General features: G+C 56.6%; 19 protein-coding genes and 1 pseudogene. 13 read left to right on the top strand and 7 right to left on the bottom strand.

Annotation, left to right across the window (positions count from 1 at the left end):
- From OKB87_RS22865 to OKB87_RS22855, 3 genes and pseudogenes are all read left to right on the top strand, one after another.
- Positions 1 to 357 (top strand): YagK/YfjJ domain-containing protein (locus OKB87_RS22865; protein ID WP_270828586.1); only part of this gene is annotated, 357 nt, incomplete at its 5' end.
- Between the two features lie 123 nt (positions 358 to 480).
- Complete coding sequence (locus tag OKB87_RS22860) at positions 481 to 999, top strand: Fic family protein (protein WP_224969626.1); 519 nt, start codon at positions 481 to 483, stop codon at positions 997 to 999.
- Positions 1000 to 1059: 60 nt separating this feature from the next.
- Positions 1060 to 1304, top strand: a pseudogene (locus OKB87_RS22855) (transposase); the annotation flags it as partial.
- Between the two features lie 307 nt (positions 1305 to 1611).
- Here the strand turns inward: OKB87_RS22855 and galK are convergent.
- The 3 genes from galK to galE are packed head-to-tail and all read right to left on the bottom strand — an operon-like array spanning position 1612 to position 4865.
- Complete coding sequence (gene galK / locus OKB87_RS22850) at positions 1612 to 2769, bottom strand: galactokinase (protein ID WP_068982252.1); 1158 nt, start codon at positions 2767 to 2769, stop codon at positions 1612 to 1614.
- A gap of 9 nt (positions 2770 to 2778) precedes the next feature.
- The gene (gene galT, locus OKB87_RS22845; protein ID WP_068982253.1) at positions 2779 to 3819 is read right to left on the bottom strand and encodes a galactose-1-phosphate uridylyltransferase; all 1041 of its coding nucleotides are present in this window, start codon (positions 3817 to 3819) and stop codon (positions 2779 to 2781) included.
- Positions 3820 to 3845: 26 nt separating this feature from the next.
- On the bottom strand, positions 3846 to 4865 hold the full coding sequence (gene galE / locus OKB87_RS22840) for a UDP-glucose 4-epimerase GalE (RefSeq protein ID WP_041215920.1): 1020 nt from the start codon (positions 4863 to 4865) through the stop codon (positions 3846 to 3848).
- Positions 4866 to 5177: 312 nt separating this feature from the next.
- Between galE and galR the strand changes: the two genes are divergently transcribed.
- Both galR and OKB87_RS22830 read left to right on the top strand, forming a co-directional pair.
- Positions 5178 to 6179, top strand: coding sequence for an HTH-type transcriptional regulator GalR (galR, locus tag OKB87_RS22835; protein WP_100654392.1), 1002 nt, complete (start codon positions 5178 to 5180; stop codon positions 6177 to 6179).
- Between the two features lie 464 nt (positions 6180 to 6643).
- On the top strand, positions 6644 to 7930 hold the full coding sequence (locus tag OKB87_RS22830; RefSeq protein WP_081326103.1) for a maltoporin: 1287 nt from the start codon (positions 6644 to 6646) through the stop codon (positions 7928 to 7930).
- 365 nt (positions 7931 to 8295) lie between these two features.
- Here the strand turns inward: OKB87_RS22830 and OKB87_RS22825 are convergent, their stop codons facing one another.
- The 4 genes from OKB87_RS22825 to OKB87_RS22810 all read right to left on the bottom strand — a co-directional run bounded on the left by OKB87_RS22825 (position 8296) and on the right by OKB87_RS22810 (position 13291).
- A complete protein-coding gene (locus OKB87_RS22825) occupies positions 8296 to 9300 on the bottom strand; it encodes a glycoside hydrolase family 53 protein (protein WP_068982257.1) in 1005 nt (334 codons plus the stop codon).
- Between the two features lie 123 nt (positions 9301 to 9423).
- Entirely contained in the window at positions 9424 to 9843 is a 420-nt protein-coding gene (locus tag OKB87_RS22820) for a hypothetical protein (RefSeq protein ID WP_068982258.1), read from the bottom strand.
- 25 nt (positions 9844 to 9868) lie between these two features.
- Positions 9869 to 11911, bottom strand: a complete 2043-nt coding sequence (locus tag OKB87_RS22815; protein WP_068982259.1) for a methyl-accepting chemotaxis protein — start codon at positions 11909 to 11911, stop codon at positions 9869 to 9871.
- A gap of 297 nt (positions 11912 to 12208) precedes the next feature.
- Positions 12209 to 13291, bottom strand: a complete 1083-nt coding sequence (locus OKB87_RS22810) for an ABC transporter ATP-binding protein (RefSeq protein ID WP_068982260.1) — start codon at positions 13289 to 13291, stop codon at positions 12209 to 12211.
- A 559-nt stretch (positions 13292 to 13850) separates the two neighbouring features.
- Between OKB87_RS22810 and OKB87_RS22805 the strand changes: the two genes are divergently transcribed.
- The 8 genes from OKB87_RS22805 to pykF all read left to right on the top strand — a co-directional run bounded on the left by OKB87_RS22805 (position 13851) and on the right by pykF (position 23703).
- A complete protein-coding gene (locus tag OKB87_RS22805; protein WP_068982261.1) occupies positions 13851 to 15080 on the top strand; it encodes an extracellular solute-binding protein in 1230 nt (409 codons plus the stop codon).
- 78 nt (positions 15081 to 15158) lie between these two features.
- Positions 15159 to 16463 (top strand): carbohydrate ABC transporter permease, encoded by a 1305-nt coding sequence (locus OKB87_RS22800; RefSeq protein WP_068982262.1) that lies wholly within the window; start codon positions 15159 to 15161, stop codon positions 16461 to 16463.
- A 12-nt stretch (positions 16464 to 16475) separates the two neighbouring features.
- Positions 16476 to 17327 (top strand): sugar ABC transporter permease, encoded by an 852-nt coding sequence (locus OKB87_RS22795; RefSeq protein WP_068982263.1) that lies wholly within the window; start codon positions 16476 to 16478, stop codon positions 17325 to 17327.
- A 22-nt stretch (positions 17328 to 17349) separates the two neighbouring features.
- Positions 17350 to 18549 carry a glycoside hydrolase family 53 protein gene (locus OKB87_RS22790; RefSeq protein WP_081326102.1) on the top strand — a complete coding sequence of 400 codons (1200 nt, stop codon included), beginning with the start codon at positions 17350 to 17352 and terminating at the stop codon, positions 18547 to 18549.
- 63 nt (positions 18550 to 18612) lie between these two features.
- The gene (locus OKB87_RS22785; protein WP_068982264.1) at positions 18613 to 20667 is read left to right on the top strand and encodes a beta-galactosidase; all 2055 of its coding nucleotides are present in this window, start codon (positions 18613 to 18615) and stop codon (positions 20665 to 20667) included.
- A 54-nt stretch (positions 20668 to 20721) separates the two neighbouring features.
- Positions 20722 to 21069: a glucose PTS transporter subunit EIIB gene (locus tag OKB87_RS22780; RefSeq protein WP_068982265.1), complete on the top strand. Its 348-nt coding sequence runs from the start codon at positions 20722 to 20724 to the stop codon at positions 21067 to 21069.
- 1 nt (position 21070) lies between these two features.
- The gene (locus OKB87_RS22775) at positions 21071 to 22246 is read left to right on the top strand and encodes a glycoside hydrolase family 53 protein (protein WP_068982266.1); all 1176 of its coding nucleotides are present in this window, start codon (positions 21071 to 21073) and stop codon (positions 22244 to 22246) included.
- Between the two features lie 44 nt (positions 22247 to 22290).
- Positions 22291 to 23703, top strand: coding sequence for a pyruvate kinase PykF (gene pykF / locus OKB87_RS22770; protein ID WP_068982267.1), 1413 nt, complete (start codon positions 22291 to 22293; stop codon positions 23701 to 23703).
- Positions 23704 to 24536: the final 833 nt, after the last annotated feature.

Genomic DNA, 24536 nt, shown 5'->3' with positions numbered 1-24536 from the left:
ATCAGATATGTTTGGGCGAGGGAGCAAACAGCAGAGGCTGTCGTTCCTCACTATCACTTGATGTTTTTCTTAAATGGGGATGCCTATTGCTCTCTGGGGAGATTTAAGTCTGAGAATATGAATCTGGCAAACAAGCTTAGAGTGGCTTGGCATCGAGCTGTCTTTGAGGCGGATGTATCAATTGATTTTTGCAGGAGGCGAGGGTTAGTTGAACTTTCAGAGGAGGGACAGCACGAAGTTTTTTCAGATGATCCTGTGGCTATAAAAAAAGTGCTGCTCCATGCGGCCTACCTTGCCAAAAAGGAATCGAAGCGCCGTGGAGAGGGATATCAGTGTTTCGGGGGGAGTAACCTTTGAAGGCTTATTGGTGTTGATAAAAAGACTTTTACTGCAGTTTTAGATGGCATCTGATCCGGGAGTTTCTGCTCCCGGATCTGTTAAGCTAACCCTCATTTGTTATCGCATCAGTTGGAGTAACCCATGGCAGCCTATTCCCCTCCCTTCACCCTGACCCATGCCATGTTGAGTCGAGTGGCGGAGATCGCCGAGTTGGTGGGGCAGTGGCGGTTTGCTCAGAGTTCTCAGGTGCCGATGCTGCGTCGAGAGAACCGGATCCGCACTATCCAAGCCTCCTTGGCTATAGAGCACAATACCCTGAGTGTCGAGCAGGTGACGGCAGTGATTGAGGGGAAGACGGTGCTTGGGCTTCCACGGGAAATCCAAGAGGTCCGTAATGCGTTTGCGGCCTATGAAGCAATGCCTGATTGGGATCCTGCTTTAGCGGAAGATTTACTTGGTGCTCACGGACTCCTGATGCGTGGACTCTGCGATGATGCGGGTCACTGGCGTAGCGGTGGCGTAGGTATCTATCGAGGCGAGCAGTTAGTGCATATGGCTCCCCCTGCGAACCAGGTCCCTCGTCTGATGGGACCGCTATTGACTTGGCTGGCTGAGAACGAGGCTCATCCGCTGCCATATAAAGGGGTTTGGTCGGTGTGAATTGCCCCTAGTTCCCTAGAGACCTAACTGCCTTAAAATGAGGCCAGCATTGGAGGTGCCATGGTCCGTCAGCGTTATCCAGAAACTTTCAAAATCGAAGCTGTTAAACAAGTTACTGAGCGTGAGATGCCTGTGGCTGACGTTGCACGAGCCCTTGGGGTATCCAGCCACATTCTGTATGCCTAGCTCAAGCAGTACGGCAAGCCTGCAGAGCAGCAACACGATGAGTCTGCCTTGCAAGCCGAGATACACTGCTTGAAAACCGATCTGCGTCAATTAACCGAGGAGAGCGCAACATCTTAAAAGAGGTGGGATTCAATCGGGTGTGCGGCGACCATGTGAAAACATGCAGTTGCGGAGGATTGTTGAATGAAACGAACATTTACAGCAAAGAAAAAGGGGACTGCCGAAGCAGTCCCTGAGTTAGGCTCATTGCGATAACACATGTCTGAAGTTTGGTTCAATTGTATTATCTACATGTTAACCACAGCTGCTCACAGAGAGCGTTGTTTAACTCAACTAAGTCGAGCGTTCACCGTCTAGCAGGGCGGCTATACCATGACCAGTCTGGAAATACGTGACCACTACAATATTGAGGTGTCAGCGAACATATCAGAGTGGGCCGGCTCCGGCGGAGGGCTTACAGATATAGATGCTCGGGGCCAGACCGCTCACTTGGGGATAACGAATATTAACCTGTTCGCACACTGCTGCTGTCAGTGACTGTGGAACCAATGCAACCACACAGCCACCAAACCCGCCACCAGTCATCCTCACACCACCACGACTGCCGATGATCTCTTTGATCATGTCGACCAAGGCGTCGATAGCAGGCACTGTGATGGCAAAATCATCACGCATCGAGGCATGGGACAGCGCCATTAATTCGGCCATCATGACCATGTCTTCATTCGCAAGCGCATCGGCTGCTGCCAGCGTTCGTTCATTCTCGGAGATGACGTGGCGTGCACGGCTCGCGACGACAGGATCCAGTTCGTTGGCTCGCTCGGTGAACTGGGTCATCGTCAGATCGCGCAGTGCCTTGACCCCAAAATGCCGTGCGGCCTCTTCACACTGTGCCCTGCGGGTATTGTATTCGCTATCCACCAGGCCCCGACGTACGTTCGAGTTGATGATGACCACATCAATGTCGGCTGGCATGCTCACAGGACAGGTATCCAGACTGCGGCAATCGATCAGCAGAGCATGATCTTGCTGACCCAGAGCCGAGATGAACTGATCCATGATGCCGCAGTTGCAACCGACGAACCTGTTTTCCGCCAGTTGTCCATTCAGGGCGATATCTGCTTGGCTGATGTCGAGGTGATTCATCTCTTTGAAGATCTGTCCTACTGCCACTTCCAGAGAGGCGGAAGAGCTCAGGCCTGCTCCCTGAGGTACATTGCCACTGATTACCAGGTCTGCCCCTGTCAGTTGACAGCCTCGCAATAGCAAATATTTGACGACGCCTCGCACATAGTTGGCCCACAGGTATTCCGGGCGCGCCTCTATGGGGTGGCGTAAGTCAAATTCATCCAGTTGGTTGTGATAGTCGGCAGCGATAACCCTGATCAGACTATCTTGGCGGGGGGCAGCACTGATCACGGTCTGATAATCGATGGCGCAGGGTAGCACGAAGCCATCGTTATAGTCCGTGTGTTCCCCAATGAGGTTAACACGCCCAGGTGCCTGAATGGCGAGGGTCGGGCGATAACCATACTGAGTGTAAAAGGTATGTTCAGTCACGCTGTGTGGCGATTCAATACTCATATCTCAACCTCAAACCTGTTCACGAAAATGGATATCGCTGACGGAACGCAGGCGTTCGGCCGCCTGTTCTGCCGTCAGGTCACGTTGTGTTTCTGCCAGCATTTCATAGCCCACCATAAACTTGCGTACGCTCGCAGAGCGCAGCAGGGGCGGGTAGAAGTGGGCATGCAACTGCCAGTGATCATTCTCTTCGCCATTGAATGGCGCACCATGCCATCCCATCGAATAGGGGAAGGAGCACTGAAACAGGTTGTCATAGCGGCTGGTTAGTTTTTTGAGCGCCAGTGCGAGGTCTGCACGCTGTTGCGGTGTCAGTGTCGGTAGACGTGTTACCGCAAACTTTGGAAGCAACAGGGTTTCGAAGGGCCAGGCAGCCCAATAAGGCACTACTGCCAGCCAGTGTTCCGTTTCCACTACGGTGCGGCTGCCGTCAGCCTGCTCGCGTTCCGCATAATCGAGCAACATGGCTCGACCATGTTTGGCAAAATACTCCCGTTGGGCGACATCTTCCCGCGCGGCTTCGTTGGGCAAGAAGTCGTTGGCCCATATCTGCCCATGGGGATGGGGATTGGAGCACCCCATCATGGTGCCCTTGTTTTCGAATACTTGGATCCAGCGGTATTCGCGCCCCAGCTCTGCAGTTTGTTCACACCAGGTGTTGACCACGGCAGTGAGGGAGGGGATAGACAACTCGGGCAAGGTCTTGCTGTGATCCGGTGAGAAGCAGATTACCCTGCTGGTGCCGCGTGCACTCTCTAGCTGGAAGAGGGGGTCCTCGCTGGTTGGGGCCATAGGTGTATCAACCATCAGTGCCGCAAAGTCGTTGGTAAAAACGAAGGTCGACGGATAATCCGGATTTTTGTCACCAGTGACGCGAGTGTTGCCGGCGCAGAGGAAGCAATCCGGATCGTGAATGGATCGCTGGGTGCGATCAGGTTCATCCTGCTGCCCCTGCCAAGGGCGCTTCGCCCTGTGGGGAGAAACTAGAACCCACTGCTGGATCAATGGGTTGTAACGACGGTGGGGGTGATCGGTTGGTTCAAATTGCATAGGAAGGCCTGTCTCGTTCTGTACATTCATGGAAGGGGGTAACCGTTTGGATTTTGGGATTGCCAGCGCCAGGTATCAGCCGTCATCTCATCAAGCGTGCGATAAGCCTTCCACCCCAGCTCGTTATAGGCTCGTGTTGGATCTGCCCAACACTGTGCTATGTCCCCAGCGCGGCGCGGCACGATCTCATAAGGCAGTTCGCGGCCACAGGCCTTGGAGAAGGCGGCATGAATGTCCAGGACACTGTAGCCATGCCCAGTGCCCAGGTTGTACACATGGACGCCAGCTTGCCCAAGCGCATGTTTCAAGGCTGCGACGTGGCCATCGGCTAGATCCATGACATGAATGTAATCCCGCACACCGGTACCATCTGGTGTCGGGTAGTCATCACCAAAGATGGCGAGTTTGGCACGGCGGCCCACTGCCACCTGGGCAATATAGGGCATCAGGTTATTGGGAATGCCCTGGGGATCCTCGCCCATCAGGCCGCTGGGATGGGCGCCCACCGGATTGAAATAGCGCAACAGGGTCAATGACCAGTCGGGGGCTGAGTGTGCAAAGTCCTTGATGAGGCGCTCCACCATCAGCTTGCTTTGACCATAAGGGTTGGTGGCGTGAAAGGTGGGCGACTCCTCGGTGATGGGCATGATCTCCGGCTCGCCATAGACGGTGGCAGATGAGCTGAACAGCAGGGTCTTGACCCCGGCGCGTCGCATTGCCTGCAGCAACACCAGGGTGCCGCTGACATTGTTGTCATAGTACTCGAGAGGCTTTTGTACCGATTCCCCTACGGCCTTGAGGCCTGCGAAATGGATCACGGCATCTATCTGCTGGTCTGCAAACACACGATCCAGCAGGTCGGCATCCCGCACATCACCGTGATAGTGCTGGGGGCGCAGTCCGCTGAGGCTGTGGATACGTTCGAGGACGCTCTCTTTGCTGTTAACCAGATTGTCCAACAAGATGGGGGTCATCCCGGCAGCGATAAGCTGCAAGCAGGTATGACTACCTATGTAACCAGTTCCACCTGTCACGAGTATCTTCAACATTAATCGCTCCTTGGTGCTCGTTTTCATTGGGTTTTATTTGGTGTAATCGCTTTCCCTTATTCTGCGCTTGTGAACAAGGTCCTGGAAGATGCATCTCCATTTGATGTGATTTTTGTCACATTTTTCACCGCGATGAGCATGAGAATGGATAAGGGTGTATGTAAATGGATTACACAGCGAGACGCTCGTATTGATAGAATGCTCCCGCTTTTGACATGAAAGCCGTGTCAGGTATTGGAAATGTCGGTAGTATCTTGACCCTATAAAGCACTGGTTTTTATTTATACCGTTCACCGGAAAAGCTAATTCATGGCAACCATCAAAGATGTAGCACTCCTGTCAGGCGTATCCGTCGCCACAGTCTCACGTGTCATCAATAATTCGCCAAAGGCAAGTCAGGCGTCACGCGATGCCGTCTTCAAGGCGATGCATGAACTCAACTACCACCCCAACGCGAATGCGAGAGCCTTGGCCCATCAGAACAACGAAACGCTGGGGTTGATTGTTGCCGATGTGTCTGACCCCTTCTTTGGCACCATGGTTAAAGCAGTTGAGCAGGTGGCGCAGGCTACGGGGAATTTTCTGCTCATCGGAAATGGCTACCACGACGCAGCCAAAGAGAAGCACGTAATAGAGCAGTTGATAGGGCATCGCTGCTCTGGCTTGGTGGTTCATGCCAAAATGCTGCCAGATGAAGAGCTGATCCAGATGATGAGCTATGTTCCCGGCATGGTGCTAATCAACCGTATCGTTCCAGGGTTCGAGTCCCGTTGTGTGGCGCTGGACGATCGCTATGGTTCCTGGCTTGCAACTCGTCACCTGATCCAGGAAGGGCACAAGAAGATAGGGTTTCTGTGTTCAAATCATCTGATCTCTGACTCTCAGGATCGCATGCAGGGGTATCTGGATGCGCTGCAAGAGCACAATATCCCGGTCGATGAGCGCCTGATCTCCCGTGGCAGTCCGGATGAGCTGGGAGGTGAAGCCGCGATGACTGAGTTGTTGAGCCGGGGGCAACAGATGACGGCGGTCGTCTGTTATAACGATTCGATGGCGGCAGGAGCTTTGTCCGTGCTTAGCGACAACGGGGTCGAGGTTCCCCAGGAGCTATCTCTGGTGGGGTTTGATGATGTACTGATATCCCGCTACTTGCGCCCTCGTCTGACTACGGTGCGTTATCCCATCATCGCCATGGCGACCCAGGCCGCCGAGCTGGCCATTGCTCTGGCAAAAGGTGGGCCCTTGCCCCAGACGACACATATGTTCAGCCCGACTCTGGTACGCCGTCATTCAGTCCGCAGTATCGATTGATCGACGATTTGGCAACCTGAATTCATCGGCCATCAGGCAAGGTTACCCGTCAGGGGCCTTGCCTTTTTAGTGCCTCATCTTCTTCCTCTCTCTTTTGTCGCTCACTCCTGTGGGGTCGGGAAGGTCTCACGGTGCCTTCCTATGCCCTGCACGAGGAGGTCATGTCTGCTGCGATGAGTCTGGTCGAGTCATGGTTCTCAGGTGTAGATATTACCATTACGAGTGTAATCGATAACACATGATTTGTTATCAAATACCCCTTTAATTTCAATTGCTTGAGTTTGCCTTGTGGCTTTATCAAGCGTTTTTATAGCAGTGTTTATGTAATAATTACAGTTTTGTGAGTTTTGTCATGTCAATGATGGCACAGTTATTCCTATAATCTCCATCGGACAGTGAAAGCGCTTTCCCTATGGGTTGGTAAGCGGTTCATCAAGATAACAATGCAACAGTGGAATAAAGGAATAACTATGAAAGTGAAACTACTGACGACATCCGTTGCCCTCGCTCTGTCAATGACTGCATTGAATGCTAATGCTGTTGATTTTACAGGCTATTTCCGCTCTGGCGTAGGTGTGTCCCAAGACGGTGATATGCAAACCGGTCGACAGAACTTTGTCGGTCGTCTGGGTAACGAAAGCGATACCTATACCGAAATTGGTATTGGTCAGGAGGTTTACAACAAGGATGGCAAGACTTTCTATGTAGACAGCATGTTCAGCATGCAGAGCGATGGCTCCAATGACTATGAAAGTACCACCACTGTGTGTAACTTCGATCAAAAGGAGTGCAAGGATGATGCAACATTTGCCCTGCGCCAATTCAATGTTAAGGCCAAGGGGCTGATTTCCGCTGCGCCCGATGCCGTGGTTTGGGCTGGCAAGCGCTTCTATCAGCGTCACGACCTTCACATCATCGATACCAAATACTGGAATATCTCGGGAGCCGGTGCCGGTGTTGAAAACCTCAAGGCAGGTCCAGGCGCCTTCTCACTGGCGTGGATCCGGTCTGATGGTAACGATATCGATAACTCGATTGTTAACAATGACCTCAACGTTAACTTCCTGGACCTGCGCTATGCCGGCTGGGCTCCCTGGGAAGGGGCCTGGACTGAAGCGGGTGTCAGCTATGCCATGCCCAATCCGACCGATGAGCAGGAGAAGGCCGGTAATCTCTATGATCCCAAAAATGGTGTCATGCTGACCGCAGAAATGAGTCAATATTTTGCCGATAGCCGCATCTACGAGAAGTTGGTGCTGCAATATGCTGACAAAGGGCTGGCCCAGAACATGATCTCCCAAGGGGGCGGTTGGTATGATGTTTGGCATCTGACCGATGATGCCAAGGGATACCGGGTGATTCTGACTGGTGACATTCCCATGGGAGAGAAATTCAGTGTGAACCATGTATTCACTTACGGTAAGGGTGAGAAACTTGAAGCATGGCATGACAACACCGAACTGTTCAGCGCTGTCGCGCGAGGCGGTTATGCGTGGACTGACATCATGAAGACGCTGGTTGAAGCCGGTACTTATGAGAGCACCAAGACCTGGACAAGCGGCTCTGAAGAGAAATCGAGTGGTCAAAAATATACCTTGGCTCAAGCTTGGTCAGCTGGTCCCAGCATGTTTGCCCGCCCGGAGATCCGTGTTTTTGCCAGCTATCTGAAAGATGGCGAAGGCAAATCCTTCAACGGCGGTGAGGATGATAATACCTGGAACTTCGGCGTGCAGGCCGAAGCCTGGTGGTAAAACCCGACTCGTTACACCACAGGGAGCCCGCTTGGGCTCCCTTTTTTATTTTGCATTGAGGACTCGCCTTGTCGTGCTGACGTCGTCTTAGGGAGCCCGATGTTGCGAGTCCCGGCTACGGAGGCTGCAGTCGGTGAGTCTGTTTGCCTCGGGGAGAGGGTGGTCATGTTTTCGGTGATGGTACCGGAGGGCCCCGAGCGACTCTGCTTAGTGGAGCTGCCACCCGCATCCAGAGTCATTACGCGCAGGCAAGTGGCGGGATGATATGCGTTGGTGATAAAGGGCGAAGAGACGGGCGAAGTCATGTCCAGGTGGCAGAATGAAAAGGCGCACTACCTACTGCGCCTCTGTGCAACGTTATATATTTACTGCAACAGGAAGGCATCCAGCGCATAGGTGGGTTTGCCGCTGTTGTCCATCAGCCCCAGGCTGTAACCCTGCCAGTTCTTGTAGCTTTGTGGTTCCCAGTAGAGCACTCCGAGCCCTTTGCTATCGGGGATCCACGTCATCTTATTGAGTAGATCAGCAATGGTGTCGTAACTGTTTTTCGGGTCATCCCATGGCATGCCCACCTCGACAATCATCACCTCCTTGCCATAGCGGGTCACCATATCGGAGAGGTTGTCGTAGCAGAGGTTGTTGAGGGTGAACCAGTCGCCGTTGCCACTCTGGGTTGGGTAGATGGAGGCACCAATGACATCCCACTTGGCACCGTTGTTCTTTAGGCCATCAAACATCCAACGATAGAGGCTGTTGTTCTCGCAGTTGGCCAGGTGGACGATGACCTTGGTGCTACTGTTGACCGCCTTGACGGCGTCATAACCGCTGTTGATGAGCCAGGCAAAGTTCTTCATGTTGACCGAGGCGCGCCCCTCTTCCCAGAGCATGCCATTGTTGGTCTCGTTGCCCACCTGTACCCACTTGGGGGTGATGCCTGCGTTTTTCAGGGCTACCAGGGAGTTGTAGGTGTGCCACCATACGTTCGACATCAGCTGATCAAAGGTGTAGCTCTGCCAGGCCGCCGGCTTGGTCTGCTTGCCAGGGTCGGCCCAACTGTCGCTGTAGTGGAAGTCAATCAGCAGATCGAAACCGGCCGCCTTGGCCCGCTTGGCCTTGGCGATGACGTCACTGATGTTGTTCCAGCCATCAGCAGGATTGACCCATACCCTGAGCCGGATGGTGTTCATACCGTGCTCTTTCAGGGTTTTTAACAGATCCTGCTGCTGGCCGGCGTCGTTATAGAACTTGTATCCGGTGTTCTCCATCTGGGTCAGCCAGCTGACGTCAGCCCCCTTGACCATGGCCTCTCCCTGGCCATGAAACAGCAGGGCGCTGCCAAGCAGCATGGTGGTAAGTAGATGTCTCTTCATTGTTGTTATCTCCTGTCTGGATGTGTGTAGGGTGGCGACAGGGATGCAGTCCCGCGCCGGGATGGCGTCGCCGTGTGACGCCATCCCGGCGGAGGCTGGGGCCGCCTTGCGGCGGCCCTGGGATCACCCGGCGGGGGAGACGGTGACCTGGATGTGTTGGGGATCGCGGCGATCCAGTGTGATGCGATACTGGCCGTCGTGGGGCGGGGTGAACTTCATGTCGCTCCACTGCCAGCCGGCCTTGACTACCACCGGTTTGTCCGCCTCGACCTTGACGGCGGGGTCGAACTGGCCATAGCTGGTGTCGGCCTTCCACTTCTCGTCGGCAATCTTGAACTTGTAGGCGCCGTGACTGGCCTGCAACGCCACCTGTACCGACAGCAAGTCTCCTTGCTGGGTCACCAGTTGCTGGTCTGCCGGTGCCTCCCAGTTGTTCATCTCGCCACGCAGGAATAGCGGGCGTGCCAGGGGATCCTCCTCATTGGCCAGCGCGGGCTGGAGGCAGGCAATCAGGGTAGTCAGCAACAGTGTCTTCTTGAACATGGGAGGTCCTCTTTGTGGTGTGTGGTCAGGCACTCTGCAGGGTGAAGCGGCGGGTCAGCGACAGTTGCTGCTGCGAGAGCTGCTGTAACTGGTCGCTGGTCTGTGCCACCCTGGCCAGGGCGCCCTGGTTGTCGTCGGCAATCCGGGCGATGTTGGTAATGTTGCGGGCGATCTCAGCACTGGTCTGCTGTTGCTGCAGGGTCGCGCTGGCGATACGGCTGCTCTGTTCGGCCACTTGCTGCAGCGCCTTGGATAGTTCTGCCAGGGTGGCGCAACCTGCATCGCTATCGGTGCGGCTCTGGGCCATCGCGTCGTGGCAGCGCAGCATGGTGGCGACCGCGCCGCGGGTGCTCTGCTGCAGATCGTCGATGATCCCCTGGATACGAGTGGTGGAGTCTGCGGTGTGGTGTGCCAGCTGACGCACCTCGTCGGCCACCACGGCAAAGCCACGCCCCTGTTCGCCGGCGCGGGCCGCCTCGATGGCGGCGTTGAGGGCCAGCAGATTGGTTTGTTCCGTGATGCGCCCGATCAGGGCAAGGATTTCACCGATGTTGACGCTCAATGTCTGCACCTGCTCCACACTGCGGCGTGATTGCGCCAACTCGTCAGCCAGTTGCTGCAGCCGTTTGCCGGTCGCAGCCCCACGCAGGCTGGCGGCGTGGGCTGCCGCAGCTATGTTGCCGAGTGTCTGCTCGGTCTGGCCAATACTCCCGGCAACCTCGCGAACCGAGTAGTCCATCTCCTCCATGGCGCTACAGACCCCTGTGGTCTCGTTGCGCTGTTCGCCGATGGCAAGCTGTGCGTGATGCTGGGCTTGCTGGTTCTGGCCGGCCATGCGGCCGAGCGCGTCGGCCGCATGAACTATCTGACCGAGCATGCCGCTCATCTCGTCGGCCAGGGCATTGATGCCGATGGCAAGCTGGCCAAACTCGTCGTGGCGCAGCAGCGGTACGCGTTTGCGCATGTCTCCCTGGCTCAGTGCCTTGAGGGTGGTGAGGATATGGTGCAGCGGCTGGCGGATGGCGTGCACCAGGTGCCACAGCACCAGGGCGCCGAGACCGAGAGAGAGCAGCAGGCCGGCGCACAGCCCGAGGCGTAGCCAGAGCAGAATGGCGCCGCTGCCGGCGGTGCTCTGGTGAAGCTGCTCGTCGATTGCTCCGTCAAGTTCGCTCAGCTCGCCTAGCAGACTGTCGATGAAACGGCTGGCTTGTGCGCTTTGGTTGCGAAGCATGATGCTTTGCTCGACCAGTGACAGGTGGCGGGCCAGCAAGCTGTCTGGACCACTTAGCAGGGTTGCGAGGGTATCGAGCCGTGCCCCTGTGCTACGTTCCAGGCTTAGGGTTGCGCCGAAAGCATCTTCTTGGCCTGCAAGCTGGCGCTCCAGCTCCTTGCGCAGATCTGTCATCTGCTTATTGGCCCGTTCATTGATGGCTAAGCGTGCCGCAATAGGAGCCGGGTCTTGCTGCTTGAGGATCTCCTGAGTAGCACTGACTTGCTGTTCCAGGTTCGCCAGCAGACGATTCTTGAGCAATGCGGCAGGATGGCTACCCAGAGGGGCAAGCAGTACATCGAGGGCACTGGCAAATTGGCGCGCCGTGCTGCCGAGGCGGGTGTCGGCAGCCAGCTTGCTCTGTTCGAGGCGGTTGTGGGCATAGTCATCGACCAGTTGTTGGGCCAGTTGCCAGTAGGCGGCCTGTTGCTCGCGCAGGCTATCGACGCGCTTACTCTGCTTTGGTTCCCCTGCTATCTGCCTAGCCAGGATGTTTAGGTCCTGCTCGAAGTGTGCTTGCCATTGCTGCATCTGCTGACGTGCTGCATCCAGATCCTCATCTCTGGTCTGCAGTAATGCGTTGCCCAGATGGCGGTCAAGCGTGAACAGATCGCGAGTCACGGCGCGGCTTTGTACCAGGGTTGGAGCAGTATGGCTGGCAAGTGTCCCTACCTGGTCGGCCAGCCGCTGGCCGGCGTAGAGGGAGAGGGCTACGGAGAGCAGCAGTAGCAACAGGATGACGGCAAAGCCCAGCGCCAGGCGCTGGATGATGGAAAGGTGACGGGTACGTAATTTCATGGTATCGATTACATGTGGTATTGAGCCAACCCGGCCTGATGGCAGAAGTGATAAGTCATCTATTATCAGTGTCTTACTTTAGTGAAAAATAAGGCTTTGATAAGACAGGGCACCTGAATCTGATTTCTGTGTAACTTTTTCACTATTATGTGAATCTTTTACACTCTTTCTCGGTACCCTTGTACGGGATTTGTCCTGGGTTGCGAGCCCGCTCTCATTTTGTGTCCTGCGCCCGGGAATAAAAAAAGCCCCCGACTGGGCGGGGGTAAAGTGGATCGGGGCATGCAGTAGCCCTATTTAGCGGCTGATCCTGAGCCCTTCGGCATTGAAAACAAGGCAATTTTGCGGGGCAAAGAAAACATCCATCTTCTGGTACGGATGAAACTCCCCATCCCCTGCCAGCAGCAGCTTGAAGCCGTCGGTGCCGCAGCACTGGCCGAACAGATAGGTGCTGTTGCCAAGACGCTCCACTACCTCGCAGGTAAAGGCGAGGTGGATCCCCTCTGCGCCCGGCACCACATGCTCGGGACGCAGGCCAAGGGAGATCTCGCTGCCCGGCTCGAGTCGCTCGGTGAGGATGGGCAGGGTGAGCTCCTGCTGGCCGGCTACCCTGACCCGGATCTGCTCCGGGCTCCAGGCCAGAACGCTGGCTGGCAGGAAGTTCATCTTGGGTGAGCCGATGAAACCGGCCACGAAACGGTTGCAGGGCTTGTAGTAGAGCTCCATTGGCGAGCCGACCTGTTCCACCTTGCCATAGTTCATCACCACTATCTTGTCGGCCAGGGTCATGGCCTCCACCTGGTCGTGGGTCACGTAGATCATGGTGGTCTTGAGTTCCTGATGCAGCTTGGCGATGTGCAGGCGCATCTCGACACGCAGCTCGGCATCGAGGTTGGAGAGTGGCTCGTCAAACAGGAACACTTTGGGGTTGCGCACAATGGCACGGCCGATGGCAACCCGCTGGCGCTGGCCGCCGGAAAGCTGCTTGGGTTTACGGTCGAGCAGATGAGAAAGCTGCAGAGTCTTGGCCACCATGCTGACCTGGTGGGCAATTTCCTCTTTTGGCACCCCATTGACCCGCAGGCCATAGCCCATGTTCTCCGCCACCGTCATGTGGGGATAAAGCGCATAAGACTGGAACACCATTGCCACCCCGCGATGAGCTGGGGCCACATCGTTGACCACTTGTTCATCAATGGCAATGTGGCCGTCCGATATCTCTTCCAGGCCTGCGATCATCCGCAGTAGGGTGGATTTGCCACAACCGGAAGGACCGACGAAGACGGTGAACTCACCGTCTTCTACATCCAGGTTGACGTTATGCAAGGTCACGTTGCTGCCAAAACGCTTGACCACATTGTTCAATCTGATACTCGCCATGAGCTTTAACTCCTTGATAGTAAATGCATTAGCTGCAGAGTCTCGAAGTAGTCAGCCCCTGCTGCGGCTTTTTTGCCCTGGGAGGGAGAAGGGGTTTCACACCGTTTCACTCTGTGGCTTTAAGGGGACTATATCAGTCAGGTGTAAGCGGTTGCACAAAATGCTGTTTCTTTTGTGCATGAGATCACAGCCTTGATATGTGCTACTAGCAGGCAGGGCAAGCACAGCTTACCGTAGAGTCATTCGGTGTAATCGTTACCTTTTTTCTGTTTAAGTGCACACCTGGAAGGCGTGCCAAGCAAGAATCAAGAGATAGAGCGAATTGATCCGGATCTGATGTATAGGGTTAAAGCATTTATTTATCATGATCTTAGTTAAGTTGGTGTGTGCGACTGCGATTTCCGACTTAACCGGTATGTAATCAAGATAAATTCTTAATTACACAATAACCGGTAAAAAATGCCACAAGTTACACTGGCTTGATGAAATTGTAACATTCACCTCACCTAGATGCTCGGCTAAGGCCTGTTTTCACCTGAGTTAGGGACAAGGAAATCATATGAAAATCAATAAATTGACCGTTTCAATGCTGTTGTCTTTGGGCGTGATGGGGCTGGGGCAGGTTGCCCGTGCCGCCGATGGCGAGCTGCTGGTGTGGGAAGACATCAAGAAATCCAATGGCATCGAAGAAGCGGTCAAGGCATTTGAAGCCAAGCACAACGTCAAGGTGAAAATCCTCGAAACGCCCTATGCCCAGCAAATAGAGAAACTGCGCCTGGATGGACCGGCCGGTATCGGTCCGGATGTGCTGGTACTGCCCCATGATCAGGTTGGCACCGCCGTGGTACAGGGGTTGATCAGCGAAATCAAGCCAAGTGCCGACTATCTGGCAGGTTTCACCAAGCCTGCTGTAGACGCCCAGACCTATGAAGGCAAGCTCTATGGCCTGCCCAAGGCAGTCGAGACCATCGTCATGGTCTACAACAAGGATCTGCTGCCCAAGGCACCGGAAAGCTTCGACGAGCTGATCAAGGCTTCCCAGACCCTGCGCGCAGAGAACAAATACGGCCTACTCGCCAAGTTTGACGAGATCTATTACTCCTACGGCGTAGTGGCAGCCATGGGGGGCTACATCTTCGGCCAGAACCCCAACGGTTCACTCAACGTCAAGGATGTTGGCCTGGCTAACCAGGGGGCAGTCGACGGGGTCACCTTCCTTAAGCGCTTCTATACCGAAGGGCTTTTCCCTGCTGGCATTGTCGGTGAGACCGGTGCAAACGCCATCGACTCTCTGTTTACCGAGAAGAAGGCGGCGGCTGTTATCACAGGACCTTGGTCGTTCCAACCTTACAAGGATGCCGGTGTGAATTATGGCGTCGCCCCGCTGCCGACACTGCCCAATGGCGAACACATGCGTTCCTTCCTCGGCGTGAAGGGGTACAGCATTTCAACCTATTCCAAGCAGAAAGAGCTGGCACAGCAGTTTATCGAGTTCATCAATCAGCCTGAGTACGCCAAGGTCCGCTTCCAGAAGACCGGTGAGATCCCGCCGCTCAAGGCGTTGATCGACGATCCGCTCATCAAGGACGACGAGAAATCCCGGGCCGTAGCCATTCAGGCTGGCTTCGCCATCCCGATGCCAAGTGTGCCCGAGATGCAGGAGGTGTGGACCCCGGCCAACAGTGCACTGCAGCTCGGTGTGACCGGCAAGCAGGATGTCAAGGCGGCTCTGGACGGCGCGGTCAAGAACATCAACATGCAGATCGAAGTCAATCACGCACAGCAATAACAACAGTCGAGCTCCGGCTCGATTCGGGCCGGGCGGCATCAGTGGTCGCCCGGGCTCTTAATGGAAAGGAGGTAAATTGTGGTTGTCGATTCCGAATCGTTCACCCAGATCGGTACAAGAACCCATCATGCCAAGGTTGCCGCGCTGCTCTCGCTGATACCGGGACTCGGACAGTGGTATAACCGGCAGTGGGTCAAGGGCACCCTGTTTTTCATCGTCATGGTTTGCTTCTTCGGCGTATTCCATGACTTCCTGTCCCAGGGCTTCTGGGGCCTGTTCACCCTCGGCACCGAGTTGCCGCGGGACAACTCCGTCTTCCTCCTGGCCAAGGGGGTCATCAGCGTACTGGTGGCCATCTTTGGTTGTGCTTTCTACTACTGGAGTATCCGCGACGCCTATATCAACGGTGATCGCCGCGATCGTGGCGTGGCCCTGACAAGTGTGCGCAAGCAATACCAGTTGCTGCTGAGCGAAGGATTCCCGTACCTGATGATCACCCCGGGCTTCATCCTGCTGGTGTTCGTGGTGGTGTTTCCCATCATCTTCGGCTTCTCCATCGCCTTCACCAACTACGATCTCTACCACACCCCGCCGGCCAAGTTGGTGGACTGGGTGGGGATGAAGAACTTCATCAACATTTTCAAGCTCGATCTGTGGCGATCGACCTTGCTTGACGTGCTGCAGTGGACCGTGATTTGGACACTGATCGCCACCACATTGCAATGCTCTGTCGGGGTGCTGCTGGCGATCCTGGTCAATCAGAAGGATCTGCGCTTCAAGCCGCTCATCCGCACCATCCTTATCCTGCCGTGGGCCGTGCCCGGTTTTGTCACCATTCTGGTGTTCGCCGGCATGTTCAACGAAACCTTTGGCGTCATCAATAACGGTATTCTGGCTTCTCTGGGTATTGACCCCAAGGCATGGATGACAGATCCCTTCTGGACCAAGACGGCCCTCATCCTGATGCAGACCTGGCTTGGCTTCCCGTTCGTCTTCGCCATGACCACTGGGGTGTTGCAGGCTATCCCGGATGATCTCTACGAGGCGGCCACCATCGACGGTGCCAGCACATGGCACAAGCTGACCACCATTACGCTGCCCCTGGTGCTGTATTCGATCGCTCCGATCCTCATCACCCAGTACACCTTCAACTTCAACAACTTCAACATTATTTACCTGTTCAACAACGGGGGACCTGCGGTGGCCGGTTCCAATGCTGGCGGCACCGACATCCTGGTCTCCTGGATCTACAAGCTGACCATGTCGTCATCCCAGTATGCGATTGCGGCGAGCATCACCATTCTGCTCTCCATCTTCGTGGTCGGCATTGCCCTGTGGCAGTTCCGTGCGACCAATTCGTTCAAGCAAGACGACATGGTGTAAGGAGAGCCAGCCATGAGTGCCAAACACAGTCTGAAAAAGAGTAATGCCATCCGCCTGACCCTAAGCTATTTGCTGCTGGCTATGGTTGCGGTGGTCATCATCTACCCCCTCATCTGGACGGTAGGGGCATCCCTCAACCCGGGCAGCAGTCTGCTCAACACCTCGATCATCCCGGAAAACTTCTCCTTTATTCACTACCAGGAGCTGTTTGATGGACGCATCGACTATGCCGCCTGGTACTGGAACTCGATGAAGATCAGCTTCCTGACCATGGTGCTGACCCTCATCAGTGTCAGTTTCACCGCCTATGCCTTCTCGCGCTTTCGTTTCCGCGGGCGGCAAAACGGCCTGATGCTGTTCCTGCTGCTGCAGATGGTGCCCCAATTCTCGGCCCTCATCGCCATCTTCGTGCTGGCCCAGATGCTCGGCCTGGTCAACAGCCACCTGGCATTGGTGCTGGTCTACGTGGGTGGCATGATCCCGATGAACACCTATTTGATGAAGGGTTACCTCGACGCCATCCCCAAGGATCTCGACGAGTCGGCGCGCATGGATGGGGCTGGCAACTTCCGCATCTTCATCGAGATCATCATGCCGCTCTCCAAGCCCATCATCGCGGTGGTAGCACTGTTCTCCTTCACTGGTCCGCTCGGTGATTTCATCCTGGCCAGCACCATATTGCGTACCCCGGATCAATTCACTCTGCCTATAGGTCTTTACAACCTGGTCGCCCAGAAGATGGGAGCCAGCTACACCACCTACGCGGCGGGGGCTGTGCTCATCGCGGTACCGGTGGCCATCTTGTACCTCTCCTTGCAGAAGTACTTCGTTTCCGGTCTTACCGCAGGTGGGACCAAGGGTTAATTCGTTAAACAGGACGTTCGACATGAAAATCAAGAAGACGCTGGTGATGGCGGCGCTGCTCGCCACCGGCATGTTGGGCATGCAGACCCAAGTCATGGCCGCCGAGAGTGCAGTGGTGCAACCAGTGGCGGTACCGCAAGCCTTCATCAAGGGGGCCGATGTATCCATGCTGGCCGAGGTGGAGAAGTTTGGCGGCAAGTTCTTCGATGCCAGCGGCAAGCAACAGGACGCCATGGCCATCCTCAAGGAGAACGGTTTTAACTACATTCGCCTGCGCCTGTGGGTGGATCCCAAGGATGCAGACGGTAAGCCTTACGGCGGCGGCAACAACGATCTGGCTGCAACGATAGAACTTGCCAAACGTGCCAAGGCGCACGGCATGAAGTTCCTGCTCGATTTCCACTACAGCGACTTCTGGACCGATCCGGGTCGTCAGAACAAGCCCAAGGCGTGGCGTGATATGTCGGTCGAGCAGTTGGCGGATGCGGTCTATGCCCACACCAAGGAGAGCATGGATGCCCTGGCCAAGGCTGGCGTGGTGCCTGACATGGTGCAGGTCGGCAACGAGATCAACGGCGGCATGCTGTGGCCAGAGGGCAAGAGCTGGGGCCAGAACGGTGGCGAGTTTGATCGCCTGGCGACTCTGCTCAAGGCCGGCGTGCGTGCGGTGAAAGAGCACGGCAAGGATATCAAGGTGATGTTGCACCTGGCTGAGGGTACTAAGAATGACACCTTCGTCTGGTGGTTTGACGAGATTGCCAAGCGCGAGGTGCCTTTCGATATCATCGGGCTCTCCTTCTACACCTACTGGAATGGTCCCATCAGCGCCCTCAAAGCCAACATGGATGACATCAGTAAGCGCTATGGCAAGGATGTGATCGTGGTCGAGGCCGCCTACGGCTACACCACGGACAACTGCGACAACGCCGAGAATAACTTCACCGCCAAAGAGGCGAGCGACGGTGGTTACCCGGCCAGTGTACAGGGGCAGGCCGATTTCCTTCGCGATCTTATCAAAAGCGTGGTGGCGGTACCGGATGGGCGTGGCAAGGGCGTCTTCTACTGGGAGCCTGCCTGGCTGCCGACGCAGGGCGCGACCTGGGCAACCAAGGCCGGTATGAAGTACAACAACGACGACTGGAAAGAGGGCAATGCCCGGGAGAACCAGGCGCTGTTTGACTGCTCCGGCCATGTGCTTCCCTCGATCAAAGTATTCAACTGACCCGGTTTCAACCGATAGGGCGGCCGGCCATGGCCGGCGCCCCCTCGTCTTAGGAGATGTGTGATGTTCAAGTTTTCCCCGCTCAGTGAACGGGTGCCCGCCCTGTTGCATGGCGCTGACTACAACCCGGATCAGTGGCTGGACGACCCTCAGGTGTTCGAGCGAGATCTCGAGATGATGAAGCAGACCCATTCCAATGTGATGTCGGTCGGTATCTTCAGTTGGTCTTCCCTGGAGCCGGAGGAGGGGCGCTATGAGTTTGGCTGGCTCGATACTGTGATCGATCGCCTGAACGAGAACGGCGTGTCGGTCTTCCTCGCCACCCCGAGCGGTGCCCGCCCTGCCTGGCTTTCCCAGCGCTATCCCGAGGTGCTGCGGGTCAGCAAGGAGCGGGTCAAGGCGCTGCACGGTGGTCGTCACAATCACTGCATGAGCTCGCCTGTCTATCGTGAGAAGGTACGTGCCATCAACGGCGCTCTGGCCGAGCGCTATGGTCGTCATCCAGGTGTTATCGCTTGGCACATCTCCAACGAGTACGGTGGCGAGTGCCACTGTGAGCTATGCCAGGGGCGCTTCCGTGACTGGCTCAAGGCACGCTATGGCAGCATAGAAGCACTAAACCACGCCTGGTGGAGCAGCTTCTGGAGCCACACCTACACCGACTGGTCACAGATCGAATCCCCGTCACCTATCGGGGAAAGTTCGATCCACGGCCTCAACCTCGACTGGAAGCGTTTCAACACCGCTCAGGTGAGCGACTTCTGCGCCGAGGAGATCAAACCCTTGAAGGCGGCCAACCCGAGCCTGCCGGCCACCACCAACTTCATGGAGTACTTCTACGACTATGACTACTGGCAGTTGGCCAAGGTGATCGATTTCATCTCCTGGGACAGCTACCCCCTGTGGCACAACAGTGGCGATGACTCGACCCTGGCAGCCTACACCGCCATGTATCACGACCTGATGCGCACCCTCAAGGGAGGCAAGCCCTTCTTCCTGATGGAGTCGACCCCGAGCCTGACCAACTGGCAGCCCATCAGCAAGCTCAAGAAGCCAGGGATGCACATACTCACCTCCTTGCAGGCGGTGGCCCACGGCTCCGACTCGGTGCAGTACTTCCAGTGGCGCAAGAGCCGTGGTTCGGTCGAGAAGTTCCACGGCGCCGTGGTCGATCACGTTGGTCACATCGACACCCGGGTCGGCCGCGAGGTTCAGGCTCTCGGCGAGATCCTGGCCAAGTTGCCTGAGGTTGCAGGCAGCCGCGTCGAGGCGAAAGTGGCCATCATCTTCGACTGGGAGAGCCGTTGGGCCATGGACAACGCCCAAGGCCCGCGCAATGCCGGTCTCTTCTACGAGAAGACGGTGGCCGATCACTACCGCCCCTTCTGGGAAGCAGGGGTGGCGGTGGATGTCATCAATGCCGACTGCGCGCTCGATGGTTATGACCTGGTTATCGCCCCCATGCTCTACATGGTGCGCGATGGCTTTGCCGAACGGATCGATGCCTTCGTCAAACGAGGCGGCCAGTTTGTCACCACTTACTGGAGCGGCATTGTCAACGAGACCGATCTCTGTCACCTGGGGGGCTTCCCCGGGCCGCTGCGCCCTGTCCTTGGGATCTGGGCAGAGGAGATAGACAGCCTCTATGACGAGGAACGTAACGCCGTCTCGGGTCTTGCCGGCAACGAGGCCGGACTCTGTGGCCCTTACGAGGTGACCCACCTGTGCGATCTCATCCATTTGGAGGGTGCGAGGTCCTTGGCCAACTATGACGGCGACTTCTATGCCGGGCGTCCGGCGGTGACGGTCAACGAACACGGGGCAGGGCGTGCCTACTATGTCGCCTCGCGCAACAATCTGGCATTCCAGCGCGACTTCTTCGGACACCTCATCGATACCCTGGCACTGCCGCGCGCCCTGCCGGCCTTGCCGGATGGGGTCACCGCCCAGTGTCGCACTGACGGTGAGCAGGTGTTCGTGTTCGTGCAGAACTTCGCCAACGCCGAGCGCCTAGTCACGCTGCCGGGTGGTCACAGCGACATGGTGAGCGGCGAGGTGTTGGGCGACTCGCTGGTGATGCCGCCGTTTGGCTGCCGGGTGTTGCGTCGCGCCTGTTGATCGCGGGGCGGAGCCAGTGGCTTCGCCCTCTTTTTTCACGTTTAGGAGGTTCAAATGGTCAAGATGCAGGACTTTAAACGGCTGTTCGCCGCCGCCCTCGGCCACAAGGGGGAGAAATCAGCCGAGGCACCGCTCTCCGGGCTGGACGAAGCAGCCATCACCGCGCTCATCGCTGCCTTTGGTGGGCGCGACAACATCGTGGGCTTTGACGCCTGCCTGACCCGGCTGCGGGTCAGGGTCAATGCCTTGCAGCCGGTCGACAGCGAGGCGCTGCAGCGTCTCGGCGCCATCGGCGTCATCATCATCGGCGACGAGGTGCAGGCCATCTTCGGCAAACGCTCGGACAACCTGCGTCGTGAGCTCGGTCAGTGGTTCGAGCTGCACGAGCCGGAGCAGCACTAGGATGCACCCCCCGCTGAGCTGGCCACTGCTGGTCATGCTAGGTGCCCTCAGCGCCGGGGCTGGCGCCGCCCCCCACAACCTGGCCATCCGCGGGGCGGATGTGTCCACTCTGGCCGAACTCGAGCGCCTCGGCGTGCACTATCAAGACGGAACGCGGCAGGGGGAACTGCTGACCCTGATGCGCGAGCGCGGTCTCAACCTGGTACGCCTGCGGTTGTGGGTCGATCCCCACTCCGCCAAAGGGGAACCCTTTGGCGGTGGCAACAACGATCTGGGAAGGGTGATTGCACTGGCACAGCGCAGCCGGGCCCTCAACCTACCCTGGTTGCTCGATCTTCACTACAGCGACTTCTGGGCCGACCCCGGCAAGCAACACACGCCACGCGCCTGGCTGGGCAAATCGGACGCCGACCTGGCAGCGGTGCTGCATGATTACAGTGCCACCGTCATGCGCCGCCTGCGTGAGGCTGGGGTGCCACCGCAGATGGTGCAGGTCGGCAACGAACTCAATAATGGCATGCTGTGGCCGCAGGGGCGACTGCACCGGCGGGAAGAGGCCGAGTTCGACCGTCTGGCTCAGCTGCTCAAGGCGGCTATCGCCGGGATCCGTGCTGGCAGCGAGGGGGGGAGCCCCCCGCGCCTGATACTGCATCTGGCCGAAGGGGGCGATGAGGCACAGTGTCTGCGCTGGTTCAAGGCGATGCAGGCGCGGGATGTGCCGTTCGATCTGGTGGGTCTCTCCTTCTACCCCTACTGGCACGGATCCTTGGGTGACCTCTCGCGCACCATGAACAGCCTGGCTACCCAAATCAGGCGCCCACTCCTGGTGGTCGAGACCGCCTATGGCCACGACACCGTCAACCAGGACGCAGTCCGCAATGCCTTCGGCGAGCAAGAAGCCGCGCGCGGCGGGTTTGCCGCGACGCCCGAGGGGCAACTGGCGTTTCTCGATGCCCTGCGTGCCGCTATCGCAGCTGTGCCGGATCGGCTCGGACTCGGGTTTGTCTACTGGGAGCCTGGCTGGATCCGGGTCCCCGGCGACAGCTGGGCCAGTCATGCCGGCATGACATTCCTCGGGATAGACGAACCCCTCGGCAATGGCTGGGAGAACCAGGCCCTGTTTGATCGGGAGGGCAGAGGACTGCCGTCGCTGGCCGCCTTCGCCCGGACCCGCTGACTATTTCACGTTAAAGAGATGACAACAGCACCATGAAGACTGACATGAAAAAGACCAAAATCGTCTGCACCATCGGTCCCAAGACCGAATCCAAAGAAATGCTCGGCAAGATGCTCGACGCCGGCATGAACGTCATGCGCCTGAACTTCTCTCACGGTGATTACGAAGAGCACGGCACCCGTATCCGCAACCTGCGTGAAGTGATGGCCGAAACCGGCAAACACGCAGCCATCCTGCTGGATACCAAGGGTCCGGAAATCCGTACCATGAAGCTGGAAGGTGGCAACGATGTCTCTCTGGTTGCCGGCCAGACCTTCACCTTCACCACCGACCAGACCGTGGTTGGCAACAAAGACAAGGTCGCCGTGACCTACGCCGGCTTTGCCAACGACCTGCGTGTCGGCAACCGCATCCTGGTGGATGACGGCCTGATCGGTCTGGACGTCATCGAAATCACCGAACGTGAAGTCATCTGCAAGGTGCTGAACAACGGTGATCTGGGCGAGAACAAGGGCGTCAACCTGCCGGGCGTCTCCATCAAGCTGCCGGCCTTGGCCGAGAAAGACAAGCGTGACCTGATCTTCGGTTGCGAGCAGGGCGTGGACTTCGTTGCCGCCTCCTTCATCCGCAAGAAAGAAGACGTGCTGGAAATCCGTGAGCACCTGAAGGCCCACGGTGGCGAGGCCATCCAGATCATCTCCAAGATCGAAAACCAGGAAGGCCTGGACAACTTCGACGACATCCTGGCTGTCTCCGACGGCATCATGGTTGCTCGTGGCGACATGGGTGTGGAAATTCCGGTTGAAGAAGTGATCTTCGCCCAGAAGATGATCATCACCAAGTGCAACAAGGCACGTAAAGTGGTCATCACCGCCACCCAGATGCTGGATTCCATGATCAAGAACCCGCGTCCGACCCGCGCCGAAGCCGGTGACGTGGCGAACGCCATCCTGGATGGCACCGACGCCGTCATGCTGTCTGGCGAATCCGCCAAGGGCAAGTACCCGCTGGAAGCCGTGACCATCATGGCCACCATCTGCGAGCGTACCGACGCCGTGATGCCGTCCAACCTGTCTGCTGCCAACGACAGCAACAAGCTGCGCATCACCGAAGCCGTGTGCAAGGGTGCGGTCGAGACCTCCGAGAAGCTGGACGCCCCGCTGATCGTGGTTGCCACCGAAGGCGGCAAGTCTGCCAAGGCCATTCGCAAGTACTTCCCGAAAGCCTGGATCCTGGCCATCACCACCAACAAGAAGACTGCTGCCCAGCTGGTCCTGACCAAGGGTGTGGTTGCTCACGTGGTTGACAGCATCGCCTCCACCGACGATTTCTATCGCATCGGCAAAGACGCAGCGCTGCAAAGCGGCATGGGTCTGAAGGGTGACGTGGTCGTCATGGTCTCCGGTGCCTTGGTACCGAGCGGCACCACCAACACCGCCTCCGTGCACATGCTCTGAGCTGGAGTCGAGTCTTTCTAGTCCCATACTAGACTTAAATATTATTAGCTAACTTTAGCTACTCAGAACCCGCGATGCTCCATATCGCGGGTTCTTTATTTCAAGAGGGGGTACGCATATGTTATAAATATGCGCTATCTTACCGCCTTGATATCACTGCAGAAAACGTGGTGTACCACCTTTCCATCTTCTGCGGGGCACTTCCATTTTACCTATGCTTCTGAAGAGCTCATACATCACAGTCAGTAGCATTTCATCAAACTTGAGCAAATAGTTCAGCACATTATGCAATAGCAGATGACGTTCTTCTAAGTCATCGTGATACACCATGCTAATATCGTATATTCCCTACTCCTCAAACTTATTCCTATACGTATTACAGTTGTAATATGTTCTGGGTGCACTGCTCAGTGATTTCCAGCCTTTGCCTAATCGACGCCAAAGGTTAATATCAGTGACGGCGTATCATTTGTGGGCACGGATGGCGCCAGATAACGGCAGGCATGCGACCTCTTGGTTGGGTTCCAATACGCCAGCGAAGGAGGCGATCCGGGTCGGTTTCGATTACTTCAAAGGCAACCTGAATCGGGTCAGCGCAACAGCCAAGTTCTCCGAGCATGAGTACCATTTGCATGTGGTCGAGCTACATAACTCCTGCCCCAGCACCAAACCAGTCTGGCCGCGCTGGTAGCGTTTTGTTCCATTCTGATGGGCAAGCCGGTGCAGGAGCAGATGGTAGTGCTGGGTGACATGACGCTAAATAACTGATCCCAATAGTGCTACACCTTCGCTGTGCCATAGCCATTCCCCGGGAAAGGAGACACGGTATCCAT

This window comes from Aeromonas sp. Y318-1 (assembly GCF_027706125.1).
Taxonomy (GTDB): domain Bacteria; phylum Pseudomonadota; class Gammaproteobacteria; order Enterobacterales; family Aeromonadaceae; genus Aeromonas; species Aeromonas hydrophila.
Note: the sequence above shows the minus strand (reverse complement) of the source record. Positions and strands in the feature narration are given on the sequence as shown.